The sequence below is a fragment of the Flammeovirga sp. MY04 genome (genome assembly GCF_001682195.2).
Taxonomy (GTDB): Bacteria; Bacteroidota; Bacteroidia; order Cytophagales; family Flammeovirgaceae; genus Flammeovirga; species Flammeovirga yaeyamensis.
Genome location: NZ_CP003560.2, coordinates 453,457 through 471,414 on the forward strand (window position 1 = coordinate 453,457; position 17,958 = coordinate 471,414).

General features: G+C 33.2%; 21 protein-coding genes. 11 read left to right on the forward strand and 10 right to left on the reverse strand.

The features are described 5' to 3' along the window. Window positions 1-108 precede the first annotated feature (108 nt). From MY04_RS01825 to tgt, 3 genes are all read right to left on the reverse strand, one after another. Window positions 109-858 (reverse strand): class I SAM-dependent methyltransferase, encoded by a 750-nt coding sequence (locus tag MY04_RS01825; protein WP_066205470.1) that lies wholly within the window; start codon window positions 856-858, stop codon window positions 109-111. Window positions 859-1,236: 378 nt separating this feature from the next. Then, window positions 1,237-1,788 (reverse strand): hypothetical protein, encoded by a 552-nt coding sequence (locus MY04_RS01830; protein ID WP_066205474.1) that lies wholly within the window; start codon window positions 1,786-1,788, stop codon window positions 1,237-1,239. A 107-nt stretch (window positions 1,789-1,895) separates the two neighbouring features. Continuing rightward, window positions 1,896-3,032 (reverse strand): tRNA guanosine(34) transglycosylase Tgt, encoded by a 1,137-nt coding sequence (tgt, locus tag MY04_RS01835; protein WP_066205477.1) that lies wholly within the window; start codon window positions 3,030-3,032, stop codon window positions 1,896-1,898. A 565-nt stretch (window positions 3,033-3,597) separates the two neighbouring features. Here tgt and MY04_RS01840 point away from each other — a divergent pair. From MY04_RS01840 to MY04_RS01850, 3 genes are all read left to right on the forward strand, one after another. Then, window positions 3,598-4,206 carry a hypothetical protein gene (locus tag MY04_RS01840; protein WP_169055518.1) on the forward strand — a complete coding sequence of 203 codons (609 nt, stop codon included), beginning with the start codon at window positions 3,598-3,600 and terminating at the stop codon, window positions 4,204-4,206. A gap of 274 nt (window positions 4,207-4,480) precedes the next feature. Next, entirely contained in the window at window positions 4,481-5,155 is a 675-nt protein-coding gene (locus tag MY04_RS01845; protein WP_066205483.1) for an SAM-dependent methyltransferase, read from the forward strand. Between the two features lie 42 nt (window positions 5,156-5,197). Continuing rightward, window positions 5,198-5,821: a hypothetical protein gene (locus MY04_RS01850; RefSeq protein ID WP_066205485.1), complete on the forward strand. Its 624-nt coding sequence runs from the start codon at window positions 5,198-5,200 to the stop codon at window positions 5,819-5,821. Between the two features lie 35 nt (window positions 5,822-5,856). Here the strand turns inward: MY04_RS01850 and MY04_RS01855 are convergent, their stop codons facing one another. Beyond that, entirely contained in the window at window positions 5,857-6,360 is a 504-nt protein-coding gene (locus tag MY04_RS01855) for an acetyl-CoA carboxylase biotin carboxyl carrier protein subunit (RefSeq protein WP_066205487.1), read from the reverse strand. An 82-nt stretch (window positions 6,361-6,442) separates the two neighbouring features. On the opposite strand from MY04_RS01855, the gene MY04_RS01860 reads away from it, so the two are divergent. After that, window positions 6,443-7,147 (forward strand): outer membrane beta-barrel protein, encoded by a 705-nt coding sequence (locus MY04_RS01860; protein WP_066205491.1) that lies wholly within the window; start codon window positions 6,443-6,445, stop codon window positions 7,145-7,147. Further along, window positions 7,147-7,647 carry a hypothetical protein gene (locus MY04_RS01865; protein ID WP_066205494.1) on the forward strand — a complete coding sequence of 167 codons (501 nt, stop codon included), beginning with the start codon at window positions 7,147-7,149 and terminating at the stop codon, window positions 7,645-7,647. Before MY04_RS01860 ends, MY04_RS01865 begins: the two co-directional genes overlap by 1 nt. Window positions 7,648-7,653: 6 nt before the next feature. Here MY04_RS01865 and MY04_RS01870 read toward each other — a convergent pair whose 3' ends face one another. The 5 genes from MY04_RS01870 to MY04_RS01890 all read right to left on the reverse strand — a co-directional run bounded on the left by MY04_RS01870 (window position 7,654) and on the right by MY04_RS01890 (window position 11,678). Further along, the gene (locus MY04_RS01870) at window positions 7,654-8,289 is read right to left on the reverse strand and encodes a class I SAM-dependent methyltransferase (protein ID WP_066205497.1); all 636 of its coding nucleotides are present in this window, start codon (window positions 8,287-8,289) and stop codon (window positions 7,654-7,656) included. Further along, window positions 8,286-9,008 (reverse strand): hypothetical protein, encoded by a 723-nt coding sequence (locus tag MY04_RS01875; protein ID WP_066205499.1) that lies wholly within the window; start codon window positions 9,006-9,008, stop codon window positions 8,286-8,288. Before MY04_RS01875 ends, MY04_RS01870 begins: the two co-directional genes overlap by 4 nt. A 122-nt stretch (window positions 9,009-9,130) precedes the next feature. Continuing rightward, window positions 9,131-10,033, reverse strand: coding sequence for a type IX secretion system protein PorD (locus tag MY04_RS01880; protein ID WP_066205504.1), 903 nt, complete (start codon window positions 10,031-10,033; stop codon window positions 9,131-9,133). Window positions 10,034-10,055: 22 nt separating this feature from the next. Then, window positions 10,056-11,264, reverse strand: a complete 1,209-nt coding sequence (coaBC, locus tag MY04_RS01885) for a bifunctional phosphopantothenoylcysteine decarboxylase/phosphopantothenate--cysteine ligase CoaBC (RefSeq protein WP_066205508.1) — start codon at window positions 11,262-11,264, stop codon at window positions 10,056-10,058. A 105-nt stretch (window positions 11,265-11,369) separates the two neighbouring features. Next, window positions 11,370-11,678: a DNA-directed RNA polymerase subunit omega gene (locus MY04_RS01890; RefSeq protein WP_066205510.1), complete on the reverse strand. Its 309-nt coding sequence runs from the start codon at window positions 11,676-11,678 to the stop codon at window positions 11,370-11,372. 275 nt (window positions 11,679-11,953) lie between these two features. Between MY04_RS01890 and MY04_RS01895 the strand changes: the two genes are divergently transcribed. The 6 genes from MY04_RS01895 (at window position 11,954) to MY04_RS01920 (ending at window position 16,493) form a co-directional block, all read left to right on the forward strand. Continuing rightward, the gene (locus MY04_RS01895; RefSeq protein WP_066205512.1) at window positions 11,954-12,802 is read left to right on the forward strand and encodes an ABC transporter ATP-binding protein; all 849 of its coding nucleotides are present in this window, start codon (window positions 11,954-11,956) and stop codon (window positions 12,800-12,802) included. Between the two features lie 4 nt (window positions 12,803-12,806). Then, a complete protein-coding gene (locus tag MY04_RS01900) occupies window positions 12,807-13,571 on the forward strand; it encodes a hypothetical protein (protein WP_066205515.1) in 765 nt (254 codons plus the stop codon). Between the two features lie 2 nt (window positions 13,572-13,573). After that, window positions 13,574-13,933 carry a GntR family transcriptional regulator gene (locus MY04_RS01905; RefSeq protein ID WP_066205518.1) on the forward strand — a complete coding sequence of 120 codons (360 nt, stop codon included), beginning with the start codon at window positions 13,574-13,576 and terminating at the stop codon, window positions 13,931-13,933. Window positions 13,934-14,296: 363 nt separating this feature from the next. After that, the gene (locus MY04_RS01910; protein ID WP_066205521.1) at window positions 14,297-15,136 is read left to right on the forward strand and encodes a hypothetical protein; all 840 of its coding nucleotides are present in this window, start codon (window positions 14,297-14,299) and stop codon (window positions 15,134-15,136) included. 7 nt (window positions 15,137-15,143) lie between these two features. Then, window positions 15,144-16,145, forward strand: coding sequence for a S41 family peptidase (locus MY04_RS01915; protein ID WP_066205522.1), 1,002 nt, complete (start codon window positions 15,144-15,146; stop codon window positions 16,143-16,145). A gap of 81 nt (window positions 16,146-16,226) precedes the next feature. Then, a complete protein-coding gene (locus tag MY04_RS01920; protein WP_066205524.1) occupies window positions 16,227-16,493 on the forward strand; it encodes a hypothetical protein in 267 nt (88 codons plus the stop codon). Window positions 16,494-16,792: 299 nt separating this feature from the next. Here MY04_RS01920 and MY04_RS01925 read toward each other — a convergent pair whose 3' ends face one another. Next, window positions 16,793-17,872, reverse strand: coding sequence for a hypothetical protein (locus MY04_RS01925; RefSeq protein WP_066205528.1), 1,080 nt, complete (start codon window positions 17,870-17,872; stop codon window positions 16,793-16,795). Window positions 17,873-17,958: the final 86 nt, after the last annotated feature.

Below are 17,958 nucleotides of genomic sequence, written 5' to 3' on the forward strand. Positions count from 1 at the left end.
AAGCTATTGAGATTGAAGTGTATAACTTCTACTCAGTACCAATAGTATATTCCAATTTAAACTGTATTGAGAAGTATTGTTCTATACTATTGATGATATTTTGATTATTTAATCGTTTTTTAATGATAAGGAAACCAAATAATGGTTTAACTCTCCAACGTACAGTAATTTGATGTCGTAACCGGCCGTTGCTGAATATTCTTCTAATACAGGGTAACTCACATAAAGCCAATCAAATTCTGCTCCTTTGATGTCCTTGAATTCCATCCAATATTGAATTTGACCGTAGTACTCTGCAGTAAGGTCAATAAGGTATGAACCGTCTTCATCTTCAAATAGATGGATGATGTCGGAAGAATCAAATACTAGTTGACCTCCTGGATTTAGATAGTCTTTTGCTTTTACTAAAAACTCGGCAAGACCATCTAGCGTTCCCACTAAACCGATACCGTTCATCAGCATCAATAAAGTATCGAACTTTGGACCGGTATATTGATAGATATCTCCTGCAATTACATTTTTTACACCTCTCTTTTTCATTGTTTCTACAGCTTTCAAAGAGATGTCCATAGCAGTAACATCTTTCCCTCTTTTCTGAAGGGCCATTGCATGGGATCCAGCACCAGCACCAACATCTAAGATTTTACCATTACACTGATCTAATGCCAAAACTTCAATTTCTGGCATATCATTTTCTTCTCTGAACAACAAAGGAACAGGGATGTCGTCGGGTTCGCTAAAATCCGAATAAACTTTTACACAAAGTTCATCATCTTTAGAATCGTAGTATGAAGCAATACCACTTCCCATGGGGTCATTTTCAGGAGCTAAAGCTTTTCCAAAAACTTTTTCTGTCATGTAATCTATTCTCGTCCTATTAACCTGATTTCGGCGAAAAATATTTTCACAGTTTGATCTGATTTTGAGTAGAAATTTTGACAAATTCTTGCAGTAATACTGGTTGTATTACAAAAAATTTTGGTGAAATTTATACCAAAATCAGACAAATCCTCTGGAAAAGTGGTGTTCACTCCATCTTTGCACTGAATACCTTTCAAAATAACCAGTTATTTTTTCAAGATATTCAGCACAAATCTGGAATAAACATCACTTTCTGTGAGTAATATTTTTCGTCGAAATCAGGTTATTATAAAGTGTAAAATTTTCGCAAATAACTGCATTTAGGGAGAATATACAAATTTATTGAGGTTTGTTAGCGTATTGGTGTTGTCGATCCTAGAATAAAGCAACTAAACGGTAATAATCTACTAATGTAATTCTAAAAGCTTCTCTTTCTTCTTCAGTGGTTAAAAAAGGAAGGGTTTTATCGCCAAATGAGATTTCGTATTTGAAATTGTCTTTCTTAAGGGTATTGTAAATTTCAGTAGCAAATTTAAATTGTTCATTCATACTTCCTTGTTGATATCTAATCTCATTCCATAAACCCGTATCATCTGTCCATTTTACTTTGTAATGCATGTAACCATCGAAAGTTTGGTTAGGGGAGAGCATAATATATGCATTCTGCGTAGTTTCGTGGAAGACAATGTGAAGTTGAATGATGGCTTTTGTGGTATCATGAACCGCTTTTCCAATTTGATACACAATCATGTCATCAGTAGCTTGAGGAACTTTTATCAAATCATAATAGGGAGCTCTTACATTTTTAAAAAACATACGACCTTGATCCAAAGTCTCAAATTTGGGTTTATTGGGATCAATATAGATTTCTTTGTGTTGACCGCAGGAAATTAGAGTAAAAAGTATAAAAAGTGCGAGGTGTTTCATTAATGGGTAGGGTCTACTAAAAAACAATTGTAGGGTATAGAAAAAGATCTATACCCTACATTTATAACTCTTAAAAATTTTATTTGTTATGCCTCAACTAATAAAATTTATAATCTCTGCATTAATGTCGGAATGATCGCATTTTTCCATTCTCTGAAATCTCCATCAATAATATGCTGACGAGCCTCTCTTACTAACCATAAATAGAAAGTAAGGTTGTGTACACTCGCGATCATACCACCTAAAGCTTCCCCCGCTTTGAAAAGGTGTCTCATATATGCTTTAGTATAGAATGTGCTGGCATATCCTCCTAATTGAGCATCAAGAGGTGAGTAATCGTCTTCCCACTTCTTATTCTTCAAGTTCATGATACCTTGAGTAGTGAAAACCATACCGTGTCTCGCTTGACGAGTTGGCATCACACAATCAAACATATCTACACCTAAAGCAATGTTTTCTAGAATATTTGCAGGAGTACCTACACCCATAAGGTATCTAGGCTTGTCTTCTGGAAGAATGCTACAAACAAGTTCAGTATGTTCGTACATCATCTCAGCAGGTTCTCCAACTGATAAACCACCAATAGCATTACCTTCACATTCAAAAGAAGCGATTGTTTCCGCCGATTGTGTTCTTAAGTCTCTGTAAGTCGATCCTTGTACAATTGGGAAAAGTGCTTGATGATATCCGTACTTAGGTTCAGTTTCATCCAAACGATCCACACATCTTTGCAACCAACGGTGCGTAAGGTGCATAGAGTTTTTAGCATATGTATAATCCGATGGATAAGGAGGACATTCATCAAAAGCCATGATAATGTCGGCACCAATAGTTCTTTCAATATCCATCACTTTCTCTGGTGTGAATAAGTGTTTTGAACCATCAATGTGAGATCTGAAAGTTACTCCTTCTTCTTTGATCTTTCTATTATTGGCTAAAGAGAATACTTGATATCCACCACTATCGGTTAATATAGGTCTATCCCAACCATTAAATTTATGTAGACCACCTGCCTTTTCTAAGATTTCCATGCCTGGTCTTAGATATAGGTGATAGGTGTTTCCTAAGATAATTTCTGCATTAATATCCTCCTTTAATTCACGTTGATGTACCGCTTTTACAGTTCCAGCAGTACCTACAGGCATGAATATAGGAGTTTTTATCTCACCATGTTCGGTGGTTATTTTACCTGCACGAGCCTTTGTTTGAGGGTCTTTGTGCGATAATTCGAAAGTTAATCCCATAATTTAAATTTTAATTGCAGCGCAAAGTGCAAAGGTAGCAAAGATAATTGTTCTATCTGTTTTTAATTTATCCTTATTAACCTGACTTTGAATAGAGCCTCTAAATAAATGAAATATGATCTTAGTTTTGGACAATTTAAAAGTGTATGATGTGTTAGTTATTGTATGATTTGTAGTTTGTTCATGAACAATTAATGATTTAAGACAATTTATTTGATAATGAATTTTAGATTATAGTAAATAATAGTTAATATTACATTGGTTTAACTGTGGTATTTTCATTTGTATAATATGAATTATTTCAAATGTTGACGTACAGCTACTATTTGTCACTAACTTAACATGAATTAATTATCCAATTCACATGATCAATGATAGATTGATTTTACTGAACAAAAGACTTCATTTTACTCTTTTTTTCGTCTTTTCTACATTTTTTGCATTTGCTCAAGACGGTGAAATGATTGTTACAGGGGTTTATAAAGGTTCTAATCTTTATGTGGAAAACCCTATGCTACACGATGGCTCTTTTTGTGTTAGTAGAGTGATCATTAACAATAGTGAAATGCAAAAGCTACCGAAAGCCAGTGCTTTCGAGATTGAATTGAGTCATATTCAAAAGGGAGATCATATATCTGTTATTTTATATCACTCGAATGACTGTGTCCCTAGAATTCTAAATCCAAATGCAATACGTGATAAGGGTCATTTTCAATTTATTGAATTAGACGTGACAGAGGAAGGGTTGGAATGGGAAACCTCAGGCGAAGCTGCCGAAGGTAGTTTTATGGTGCTTCGATATGAACATGATAGTTGGGTGGAAGATATGATCGTTCAAGGAAAAAGCGATGAAAGAAAAAACAAATACCACTATAAAGTGTTGCATCACTCGGGTTTAAATAAGTATAAACTGAAGTATATAGAAATTACCGGTAAGGTGTATAATTCTGAAGTATTGGCGCATGAGTCATCTTCAGAACAAGTAAAGTTTTATCCTAACCGAGTTAGCGAAACTTTATCATTCACAAGACCTGTTCGTTTCGAAATACTCGATCAATACGGTAAAGTGGTACTTAATGGTAACGATAGTAAAGTCGATTGTTCAGTGCTAGCTGGAGGACGATACTATTTTGTGAATTATGACAATAAGACCGAAAGGTTTTTTAAAAAATAAATATACGCTCTTTCTTCTAGGCCCCTGCATTTTTATGTAGGGGTTTTTTTATTACTTCATTTTAGAGTGGTTTGAACGATTGAATTTTCTACAATAATATTTCTATCTGATTTATAGGTAGGTAAAGAAGATACAAGCAATTTTCTTGAAAATTTTGAGGTATATAATTAAATTGAACTTAAATATGATATTTCAATTTTACGACCTGACTAAATCCAATTAAATCAGCCTAAAATATCATATTTATTTGACTTATATGTGACCAAAACTAATTATGACCTTTAAGCTAAATACAACTGTGCCTTGGGGAAGAACCCTAGAGGAATACGTTAAAATGTTCTCACTCTCTGATACAGACTTGGATAAAAAACTTATCGGTTTTGGAGATGGCCCAGCAAGTTTCAATCAAGAAATGACCTCGAATGGTAAATCTGTAGTCTCTTTAGATCCCATTTATCAGTTTTCAGAAAATGAAATAAGAGAAAGAATCGAAGAAACTAGGGATATTGTACTTGAACAAACAAAAAACAATCAAGAAAAATTTGTTTGGAGTACTATCAAAGATCTTGATGATTTAGAGGACATTCGTATGGATGCCATGAATACTTTTCTGGAAGATTTTGAAGAAGGTAAATCAGATAGAAGGTACATCTCACACGAGTTACCTGCAAAAACATACTTTTTGGATAAAGATTTTGATATCGCCCTAAGCTCTCATTTCTTATTACTGTACTCTGATTTAGGATTGGATTTTCATATTCAAGCTATTGATGAAATGTTGAGAGTGGCAGAAGAAGTTAGAATTTTTCCTATAGTTAATCTAAATGGTGAACGTACCGAACTTCTTGATGATATCATTAAAAATTATGCAGGTAAGAACATGGTGCTTTTACAAAAAGTAGAATACGAGTTTCAGAAAGGAGCCAACGAAATGTTGGTCATCAAATAAAAACTATAAAACAAAAACTATATTACAAAGACTAATTGGACAATGAAAACTTATCAATTTATCCTGTTGATATTGTGTGGATATTTTTCTTTTTCATGCAATCCCAACATTGATCAAACACCCAAAATTGAAGAAATTGTTTTAGAAGTAGAAGAGGAGTATACTTTTAAAGAGTTGAAATTTTTTAAATCTCCAGAAGATACAGATTCTCTTTTTCAGAAAAAGGTACCGAAGTTGTCTTTTAATGGTCTACCCAATGATGTGACAATGCCTATCCATCCGATTCGTGAGAATAAAAGATCTTACTTTAGGTGTGAGGCTAAGGAAGCTTTTTTAAGGTTAAAAGATCAGGAGGTTTCAGTGGAAATTCCTTACCAAGTAGAGGGAAACCAAATACATTTTTTAGAAGGGCAAAAGGCTGTTTATAATCGGTTAGATCATATTGTAGAAAGTGAGCACAACCAAACAAAAGATGTGATTGTTGCTCCAGAAGGTAGTTCTAGATTTTATGTTGATACAGAATTTAGAAAACGACAATTGTCTTATCAGTTAATTTTGATCAATAATAGAACAGGAGAAGAAAAAGAGGTACACGGGAAGTGGTACGAAATTGCTCCAACAGGAGTTTATAAAATAAAACAAGAAATTTCTTCAGATGAAATATAAAAAAATCGAGGGGTGAAATTGCCCCTCGATTTTTTTTATTCTGTTTCTAAATCAATTAGAATCTGATTTTTCTCGACAGATTGATTATTGGAAACATAAATTTTTTCAATTACGCCATCAGAAGGGGCTTTAAGCACATTTTCCATTTTCATGGCCTCAAGGATGATCAAGTTGTCTCCTTTTTTTACATGCTGCTCTTCTTGGCAAATTATTTCTATAACTTTCCCAGGCATAGGGGCTTGAATATGCTTTTCTTCCTGCTCGATTTTCTGATTCATACCTAATTTTTCAAGCATTTTATCCAAAGAAGTTTGTCCCTCCAATTCTACTTTCTTTCCATTAATTCTTAAGGTTGCTTTTTTACATTCCTCATCAATTTCTAAGATTTCGATATCAAATGTTTGATTGTTGTAGGTAGCTTCTATAACACTGTAGTGTGTATGTTTTAATTTTAAATCTACTTTTCTTTTGTCTACTACCAAAGATTGTTTGTCTTTGATAAAAGAATAGGAAAGTTCGTTAAGTTTTACTGTAAGCATAGTGTGTGTTTATGGTGTGTTTTCCGAAAAATACCTATTTTAATTAAAACTACATCAATTTTTATTACTAAATATCAAATTAATGAGACTAAAAACACTCATTTTCTTTAGTTGTTTGTTCTCTTCCCTTTTTGCTTTTTCACAAACTCAAGATGGGGGGAGTAATCCTGAATATCAAGAAAATAAAAGTTATGAGAAGCCAGTTAGACAACATGAATGGGGTATCTATTTGGGTCCATCGTGGTCTTTTCCCTCTGGAACAATACCTCAATTAAATACTGGATTAACTTACGATAATGAACGCTCGAGATCTAGAACTGGCTTTGATTTCGGTGTGAAGTTTAATTTTTTTATCGATCATCAGTGGTCTGTTGACTTTAATGCTCAGTTTAAATCTGCGGGTCAGAAAATTCAATATTCTGGCTATTGGCATGAGTTAGGTTATTCAGAAACCAATGTGAATTTTACAGAATCTGTTCTTTATTTTAACTTCCCTGTATACGCTAATTATTATTTAAATGATAATTTCTATATCAAGGGTGGAGTATATGGTTCCGCAATTTTAAATGCTCAAAGAAGAGAAGGAAATCTATTTTCCGATTACAACGATGTAGGGCATTTGTATAAAGGTGGAGACTTTGGTTTGACAGCAGGTATTGGTGCAGCCATGAATGTTTTCTTCTTAGAGTGGAGATACTACAGAGGTTTAGTGGATATTACTTTTGATGATGCTAAGCTTTATAACCAATCGATTCAATTAATTTGCGGCTTTAAATTCGGAGGATAATGAAATACATATACAAATTAAACCTTTTATGTTTACTACTTTTATTAGGCAGTTGCGGTAGTGAAATTTTTGATAGTGATATAGACGATAACTCCCCAGAAAGAGGAAATTACCTTTACGAATCGACAGTAGATTATTATGCAAAGCCTACGGATACAACTCCGATTCATACTCAAAAATTTGAAGGTTTTATCGAATATAAACCAACCAACCGTCAGATTGTAGTACACCCATATGATAGTTTTTCTTGGTCGTTAATTATCTCAGATAGTGTGCACAATGGTAATAAGGTGTTGTGGCAGATTCCAAGTGATCAGAATATTACAGTTAATGACGATACCTTTACAATTGATGGTATTGTTTTAGACGAGTATAACAACGAGGATTATCATGTTTCTATCGAGGGCGATAGCTTAAAGTTTAAGTATCGTTCTTATGTACTAGATAGAGATAGAGAGGTACAAGTAACTAAAAGTAGCTTTATATCGATTAAGTTTTAATTGATATTACTTTTTGGAGAAGAGAGCAGTAAACATCATGTCGAAATAGGCATATTTTACTGCTCTTTTTTTATACAGTTTTGTCGCTTCAATCTCTTTGATGTAATTCGGTAACTGAGTGTTTTTTAAGTTGGCAGTCACTTTAAAAAATAAAACCATCGTTTTGTGTAAAGCCCAATGGAAATACCTCTTCTTGGGATGCGGGTCAATTCTGAAATCGCTTACTACCCAATAACCATCATCTTTCATTAAGTTACTGATTTTTGGTAGTACATCAGATAATTGGGGCGGAGTGAGGACGTCTAAAAAGAAGTTGGTGATGATAATATCATATTCTTCTTTTTGCTCGAATAACACTTCATAACTATTATTTATAAATTCAATACGACCGTTGTAATCTACTTTTTGAGCAAGTTCGATCATCACTTTAGAGTAATCCAAAAACACTAAATGAGCTGGTTGTAGTTTCTTTTCTATGTAAGGAATAATTTTTCCGGTTCCTCCGCCAATAATCAACACTTTTTTATTCTTGGGTAATCTATAGAAGGTACGTTGTTGAATTTCTATAATTTTTTTACCAAACACGAAGCTTGCTAGAAGGTCGTACACTTTAGCAATATGATCAAACTGATTGGCTTTCATAATTGGAAATAGAGTAAATAAAGCCCAGGAAATAGAAAAACAAAATCGCCGAAAATTCGGAAGTATTCGTCTTTGCTGAAAAAGTCAGCTTTGATATAAATAAGAATTAGAGAAGATCCCATCAATAAGAAAGTGAAAAGAACGAGGTAGTCCATTTCTAAAAAATAAAAAGAAGCCATCATCAAAAGAATATAAATGATGATGAGTACTTGTATTCTGAATTTTAAACGTTGATGACCTAATATTCTAGTACCTGATAGCTGTTCGTCTTTCGTATCCGTTTCAAAATCAAAGAGTGCAAACTCCAAAAGATTTATTGATGCTAACACAAAGAATATTAATGTTTGAGAAACAAAGAGCATGCTAATTTCTTCGACAAGGCTGAATACCGGAAGGGTAATGCCTGCTGTATAAATAAATGCTACAGTAAATTCCTTAAAGGTGGGAAAAGGTAAAATCTTTAAATTGATGATGCCTAAATACAGTAAAACAATCAAAGAAAGTAGTACGCCGTTTTTTATGATTACATCAGGAAGAAAAAGGAAGGTGTTGGCTAAACCAATTACTCCAACAATTAAACATACAGCACCAATTGTTTTTTTATACTTCTGATGGAACGCATGTCGAAATGTGTGGGCGGTATGCTGAATTGAATGAGCATCAAGAAGGTGGTCTAAGGTATAAATAACCCAAACCGCTGTGCCTAATGATATGAACACAGAGTAGGGAAGCACAATGCCATTGATTACTGCTAAAAACTGACAGCAAAAAATGGCACCGAAAGCTACATCAAGACTTAATGCTTGAATGTAATGATATATATTTTTAACGTTACTGATGTTTAAGGCCTTAAAAGTTTCTTGTAAATCTGAGCTCGAGTAGGATCAAGTTCCAACAAAATTCTACCTACTTCGTCCGCTTGTTCTTTTGTTGCTTTACTAAACATGTTAGCAATCTCAGCCCCTTTGGCTGCAAAGAACACATCCATAGTGACTGATATAGGAATAGCTCTACGAACTCCTTTTAATTCGTTTAAGCCCTGAATGATATTGGTTCTTGCTTCATCAGGAGATTCTCCAAAAATATCTAATCCCAAACGGTGGTAGGTGTACAAGAATTTACGAAAGTTCTCGAATTGGGGATCCATAAAATCTCTAGCCAAGTAATAACGATCTCTTTTATCACCAAAAGCACTCCAACCCGGTCTTCCGTTTTGTTCGGAATAGTTGGCAATTTCTAAGGCTTTTTCGTAAAACTGACTTCCTCCCAATAAAGCAAAAGAGTCATAATCCATACCTAATGTGATATAGGCATAATAGCTTAATAAGGATACAATCTCAGTAGTGTAAATACCTCTTGTATATACTAAACGATCAGAGTTGTTATAAGAAAATGACCATTTTGGATCTATAAAATTAAGCATCGTCGTTTCGTAAGAGGCATTATAAACAGGTCGAATAGCCTGTATTTGCACATCTGCCTGATATGTCTGACTTGGTACATCAGAGTTATTACCTAAGGTGATCTGTATGTTTAGCTTAATTTTTTCGTTGTCCTCAAAGCGATCATCCGTCCATTCTTGATTCAACATAAACTGTTGAAGTTGGTTCTGCAGATCTGTAAAAACTTGAGTTTCGTTTGTTTGTACCCTATCTCCATTTACGGTTACTGTCGGATTAAATTCTTGAGATAAACCGATGAAAGGCAGGAGTAAAAAGCTTAAAAAAATAAAGGTTTGCTTCATTTTATATATCGTTAGGAAAAGTTTATCCTTTTCTGTCTATTATTTCTTCCACAATATGTGTGGCAACTTCCGTCTTAGATAACAAAGGCAATTCTTTGACATCCTTTTCTGATACAATATAGACTTTATTCGTGTCGTGGCCAAAACCGGCTCCTTTTTCTTTTAAGCTATTGAGTACTACAAAATCAACATTTTTCTTTGTCAATTTCGCTTTAGCGTGTTCTAATTCATTATCCGTTTCCAAAGCAAAACCTACTGTAATTTGATGTGGTTTTTTGCGTAACCCCATTGTTTTAGCAATATCAGTAGTACGCTTCATGTTGATGGCTAAATCGCCTTCTTTCTTTTTGATTTTGGAATCAGAAACTTCTGAAGGTGTATAGTCAGCTACTGCTGCAGTGAAAATACAAATGTCGGCATCATCAAAATGTTGGTCTACTTGATGGTACATTTCTTCTGCGCTCTCCACATCAATTTTTATGATTCTATTAGATGGATTTAGTAATACAGGGCCAGAAATCAAAGTTACTTCAGCACCTTGATTCTTTAATTCCTCTGCAATAGCATAGCCCATTTTACCAGTAGATCCATTGGTGATAAAACGTACAGGATCAATTCTTTCTTTAGTTGGCCCGGCAGTAATCACCGCTTTTTTCCCATACAAAGGTAGGCTTTCAGATGGAGTGAAGAAGTTTTCGATAGCTTCTACAATATGTTCTGGTTCTGCCATTCTTCCTTTTCCAACAAGGCCACTTGCTAGTTCACCTTCTTCTGCATCGACAATGACATGACCATAAGAAGTAAGAGTATCTATATTTCTAGTAGTTGATGGATGCAAGAACATATCCAAATCCATGGCAGGGGCGATCATCACTGGGCATCTAGCCGAAAGGTAAGTAGCCATAAGTAGGTTGTCGCACATACCATTGGCCATTTTAGCCATTGTGTTAGCTGTTGCAGGAGCGATAATCATTAAATCTGCCCATAAGCCAAGTTTAACGTGGGAGTTCCATTCGCCGGTCTCCTCGTTGGCATAGGTAGATAATACAGGGTTTTCTGATAATGTGGAAAGAGTAACCGGAGTAATAAACTGTTTAGCTGCTTCGGTCATTAACACTTGCACTTCTGCTTTCTGTTTCTTTAATAGGCGTACTAGCAAAGCTATTTTATAGGCAGCAATACCGCCTGTTACGCCAATCAGAATCTTTTTTCCTTTTAATTTATCGCTCATTTGAAGTTTTTATTTATAACGGCAGTAAAAATAAATAAAAAAAAAGAACTTCCTATTCTACTTTCATAGTATAGGAAGTTCTTAAAACAAAAGGAAGAGTCTTTTCTAGTAGTTAGACTCGTCTACTTTTGTGAAAAAGATTTTGTCCTCGATCAACTCCTCTGTTGCAAGAGTTGTTGGCTTAGGCATACGCTCGTAGAAACGAGAAATCTCAATTTGCTCACGGTTTTCTTGAACTTCTTCAAGGTTATCTACTGTAGTAGCGAATTCAGATAACTTAGCGTTCAACTCATCTTTTAATCTAGATGAGATTTGTCTTGAACGTTTTCCAGTAATAACGATAGACTCATAAATATTTTTAGTCTCTTTCGTCATATCCGTTAAATCACGAGTGATTAGAGATGCGTTCGGCATGGATATATATTAATTTGTAATCGATTACTTTACTATAAGTGATGTTATGTAGATACATAATTAGTCACTTAAGCCCGCAATATAAAGGATATATTTGGGAATCTCAAGTATATCCGAGATTCACCAATTAAAATATCTAAATAACCTAATATTCTGATAATGACATTAAATATCTACCCTTTATGAAAAAAAATTGAAGAAAAATTTGGAATTAATCAACTAATGAATTAATGTTGTAGTGTAATAGTTGATTAATACACTAAAACAATAATAAAATGATCGATATAAACCAATTAACCTTCGGGTATAACAAAAGAAACATCTTATACGATGCACTGGATTTAAATCTTAAAGAAGGAAATATATATGGCCTATTAGGAGAGAACGGTGCAGGTAAATCGACCTTATTAATGTTAATCGCAGGTTTGAAAAAGCCATTCAGTGGTTCTATTAATGTAGGAGGATATGAAGCAGACCACGGTTCAGCAGAATTTTTAAGAGAGATCTTTTTTATTCCAGAAGAAATGACTTTCCCTAATGTGACAGTATCGGACTATATTTCTGTATTAGCACCATTCTACCCAAAATTCAACCGAGAGCATTTTATTGAAATGATTACGGAGTTTGGATTAAGTGCGGAGCAGAAGATGAATAATATGTCTTACGGACAGAAGAAGAAAGTATTGATTTCTATCGGTTTAGCATCAAATACTCGTTTGTTGTTGATGGATGAACCGACCAATGGATTGGATATTCCTTCTAAAAGTCAGTTTAGAAAATTAGTAGCCAAATATATGACGGACGATAGAGTATTTTTAATATCCACTCACCAAGTGAGAGACTTAGAAAGCTTAATTGATCCAATAGTAATTGTCGATAAAGGTAAAGTAGTATTTAATGAAACGTTGGATACTATCAGTGAAAAATTATTATTTACTACAGCAGATAAAGTAGAAGCTTCTGATATTATTTACACAGAAAATGGAGTAGCAGAGGACAAAGTAGTGGCCATAAACCATACTGATGCACCAAGCAGAATTAACTTAGAATTATTGTTCAACGCTGTCTTAACAGAGAAAGCAAAAATGAACGAAGCATTACCAACTCATCAAATTAAAAACTAGTGTCATGGAAACGAAATTAAATTTACAGAGAGTCACAAACCTTTTTAGATACGAGCTTACATTATTAAAACATCCGATCATATTAGCTGCCATTGGTTTTGCATTATTTATTACTGCTATTTGTGCAATGGCTAGTTTATCTGATCCCACAGGAATAGTTAGTGAGAAAACATTAGCAGGACTTTATGGAGTAGCTTTTACTTTAGGATTTCCGATTATTACGAGCTTCTCATTCCATAGAGTTTCTACCAAAGGTGGAGCGATTAATTACTTATCTCTTCCTGCATCTAGAGAGGAGAAGTTTTTAGTGACTTTCCTAAATACAGCCATATTATTTCCGTTAGGCTTAACATTGTTATTCATTATTGTGGAATATGTTTTAATGTTGGTTTGGACTTTATTTGGGGGCGAAATTGGGGTATTCATGCCAATACAACTTGAGTTAGGTTTAGAAGGGATCATACAAGTGTTCTTATCTTTTGTAGGTGTACATTCATTTTTCTTCTTTGGTTCTGCCATTTTTAGAAAATATGCATTCTTAAAAACATGTATCCTTGGTTTTGCTATCATTACAGTTCTGTCAGTGACAGGTGTCTTAATAGCAATGGCAATTGGAGCAACTTTAGCAGGAGAGGGTGGATCACAGAGCTTCTATTGGGATGGATCTTTAAATGGAGTATGGCAATATATTGCTAATGGTATTAGTCTTACTATAGTTTTGATTCTTTGGACAGTATCATATTTAAAATTTAAAAGAGCGGAGGTGTAGTTATGGAATTCAATAACAACAAAGCCATCTATCTTCAAATTATGGATCTCATTTGCGAAAAAGTATTGAAAGGTAATTGGACTGAAGGAGATAAAATTCCTTCAGTTCGCCAGATGGCAGTAGAATTAGAGGTCAACCCCAACACAGTCGCACGTTCGTATAGTGCGTTACAAGACGACGGTGTGATATATAATAAAAGAGGCATTGGATATTTTATATCAGAGGATGCCATCAAAGTAGTTCAGCAATTTTCTAAGACTGAATTCTTGAAAAACGATATCCCCAACTTCTTTAAGAAGATGAATTTATTGGGAATTTCCATCGAAGAACTATCGAATTTATATAATCAACAGAGTAATTAGTGTTTTCTACTAGTGTCAAATCAGAAAACATAAACAGTGTCAAATTTCATCAATAACTAAAAGCTCCCAATTTAAAATATTGGGGGAAAATCAAATAATAATTGAATTGGTTGTGTCATCCTACATTCTTTTGAGTGTAGGATGATTTTTTGTATAAATTTTTAATACCAATTATATCTTTTGAGTTGAGTTTTTGTTAACATATTTCGCATTGTATTTTATGTTAATTAACAATTTTAGTTTGAAAAGCTGTGTTTTACACATTTTCAATGTTATAGGTTGTTAACTGATTTTTCATGTCAAGTTCGCCAATTTGATTTTCTCATTATTGACTAAATAAATCATTCAATCAAAAATTAAATAATGACTTTTAGAAACATTCAAATAATAGTGTGCTTACTTTTAAGTCCACTATTTGTTCTCTCTCAAACAAACGATTCTATATTAACCATCAAAGAGCAGAAAAAGGCACGACCTGTTTATATTAATTTTTCTGCTGGTTTAAATCAGATAAAATTTAGAGATGAAGCCACATCACCTGTATATTACAGAGGTGCTGTGAAGTATTTTTCTGTTGGTTATCGAAGAGGAGATCAAGCGAGAGATACCGAAATAGGCGTGGATATATCAACAGGGAAAACAACAGAAAATGTAAGTAAGTTAAACCTTGAGAGTCAAATTACATCGATTCGATTTCACTATGGGAGATTATTCAGAGTAAATCCAATATCAAGTGGTAAGATGAATTATATGGCCGGTGGTCTATTTAATTCCACTCAGAATATCCGTACTAACCCTGGATTTATGAATAATGCTGTTGGTTTAGAAAATTTTTCATCTTTAATGGCTTCTTTAAAAGCAACGAGGGATTTTAGTAAAGAGAAAAATAATTCAAATAGAAAACGTGAACTATCTCTTCGGTTAAATATTGGGGTGATGAATAACTCTTACAGAAACGGATACATTTACACAAATACCTCTTCGGTGCTTAACGAACCAAAGGCTTTTAGTAATTATGAATCCAAATATTTTTCTGGTTTCAGAATGAGTACAGAGTTGGATTATACCATTTTTCTTCAAAATAAAAATGCCATTAAGTTCTCCTATCTATGGGATGGATTTAAATCGGGTGGAAGTTATAACCAATTTGGTATGACCAATAACATTCTAAAAGCAACATTCTTATTTGGAACAAAAAAGTAATTCAATCATGAAAAATATCATTAAATATATATTCTTAATTCCTGTTTTCTTTTCTTGTAATAAACTCATCTTCAATGATGACTTAGAAACACAGTCGAAACACGAAAATTTTAATTATTTGTGGAATCAAGCCAATGAAAAATACGCTTATTTTGAAGTGAAAAATATAGATTGGGATTCCATAAAAACAGTCTACGAACCTCAGGTAAATGAAGAAATGAGCGATGATGCTTTCTTTACTTTGATGGGAAACATGTTATCTGAGTTAAAAGATGATCATACCAACTTGGTGTCTGATTTTAATGTATCAAGATTTGGCGTTAAGTATGATGCACAAGATAATTTTGATTGGCGTTTGATAGAGGATAATTACCTTCCTCGAAATTATTACACATCGGGTTCTTTCAAACACGCATTTATTGATAATGGAAATATTGGTTATATCCGATTCGCTGAGTTCACAGGGAAAGTTACTCATGATAACATGAACTTCATGTTAGATCGATATAAAAATACCAAAGGATTAATTATTGATTTAAGAGAAAACGGAGGAGGCGTAATTAACGATGCTTTCACTATTTTAAGTCACTTTGTGGATAAGGAAACTTTATTATTCTATTCCAGAGCAAAAGCAGGCCCAGGACATGATGAGTTTACCGAAATAGAACCTACTCGTGTATCTCCATCCGGCACTTATTATGGTAAAAAAGTAATGGTATTAGTTGATAGAGGTACTTTTAGTGCTGGATCGTTTACTTCTTTGGCGACTAAAGCAATCCCTAATATGATTTTAATGGGGGATACTACAGGGGGTGGACTAGGTCTTCCAAATGGTGGACAATTACCTAATGGTTGGACGTATCGATTCTCTATCTCTCAAACACTCAACCTTCAAAAAAGTCCTGAATTTGAACAAGGTGTTCCAGTAGAAATTCCAGTGAACATGAATTGGGATAACAAGAACACAGATGAAATTATTGAAAGAGCTATTCTTGAAATAAATAAATAATCAATTCGAAATTTCTATTAAGAGTTTACATCAATTTTATTGGTGTGAACTCTTATGCTAGCATAAATAACTTCAATTTATATGAACTACTTTAAATCTATCACTTTTTTTGTTCTCTTTTCCATCTTCACAATATCATGCGATAATCATAATGATTTAGATGATTTTATGGCCTTAAAAAGATTAGAAAACACATCCAATTACAATGATTTTAGAAAGGAATATCTAAGAACGAATCATGAAGCCTTAGAAGAATTGCATCATCGATATAACAAGGACTCATTTCTTATTATTCATGATGTTTACTCAGAATTTATGATTATGAAACTCTATAGTGAGCTAAAATAGGAAGTGATGAGGAAAGTGTTTTATCGATTTAAAAAATTACTGGCTATAATTGCATTATTTGCAAGTGCCTATATCATAGATTATCATCTTGAGTATGATTTATCGGAAATCAAAAAAGATTTTTATACATCTATCGGAAATTACTCGAATAAGAAGGAAATAATGCATTACGTAAAACTGAAAACGAATACTTTTTTCTTTAGATGGGTTTTTGCCAGATAAAAAATAAAATCATCCTACATTCTTTTGAGTGTAGGATGATTTTTTAATCTAATATTATAACTAACATGAATTAAAGTTTATAAGTTACTTTTTAGCTCCATTGAATTATTGGTAGTAAACTTTTCTAATAATTTCACTACTAAAAAATAGATAGCAATTTCAGCAATAAATGAGAAAAAGATATCTCCAGAAAATGTGGTTAAGCTATTAATGTCTAGTGTGTTATTGCTTAGTAATTCATTTTGAATGACATAATATTTATAATAGAAATGAAGTCCTATATAAATGATTAAACTTCCCAAATAGAAATTATATTTATTTGTTAAGAATACAATAAACATTAGACCAATGAGGCTCCCCATGAATCCGGTAAAAAACTCAGAAAATATTACTGTCTGAGCGTTATTTTCCTCAAATAGTAAAAAGTATATTGTAATCAGTAATTGAGAGAGGAGACTGATACTCAATAAACTTTTGAAGGGGCTAAACCCTTTATCCGAAAGATACTTGATGCCAAAAGAAGATAAAAACGGTATGGTGAGCAATAAAAAACTATGATATATTACTGTTTGATGAATTACTTCTTCATCTTCAAACATAGTAGTATACACATCAATATTAATACTTAAACTAAACAATAAACCAACAGCAATACTTAACGCATAGGCTAAATAACCGAATTTAAGGTCGTCTCTTAATAGTTTTTTAGTTTCGAGTAATGGTTTGAAATTAATAGTATTGATGAAATAAAATATACCACCAAATAGACTGAGGTTAAGGAAATAAGCAATGATCCCCGGTCTTATAAAGAACTTCAAAATTCGACCAAATAAATCACTAATTCCTACTCCGATATTGTTTTTAAATTGGTCTAATCTAACATAGGAGTATTCATTTTGAAGGTGTACGCCTAGATCTAATAAGAAGATACATGAGAGCAATATGATGATGCTCTTTTTTAAATTTTTATTCTCTTTATAAATCAAAAAATCATGAATGAAGGCGAATGCGACAGTGACATAAATGTAGTTCACCAAATCGTATTTATAGTGCCATGTAGGAGCAAATCGTGAATTTATAATTAGAAATAGTAAAACACATAAGATCTGTGATACAGTAGTTTGCTTATTATAAAAAGATTGAAGTTTTGATAGCATAAAAAAATATTTTTGTTGAGTTGAATTCTAAAAATAAGAAACCCCACTTTAAAATAAAAGTGGGGCTAAAGTAAGCAATTAGAATG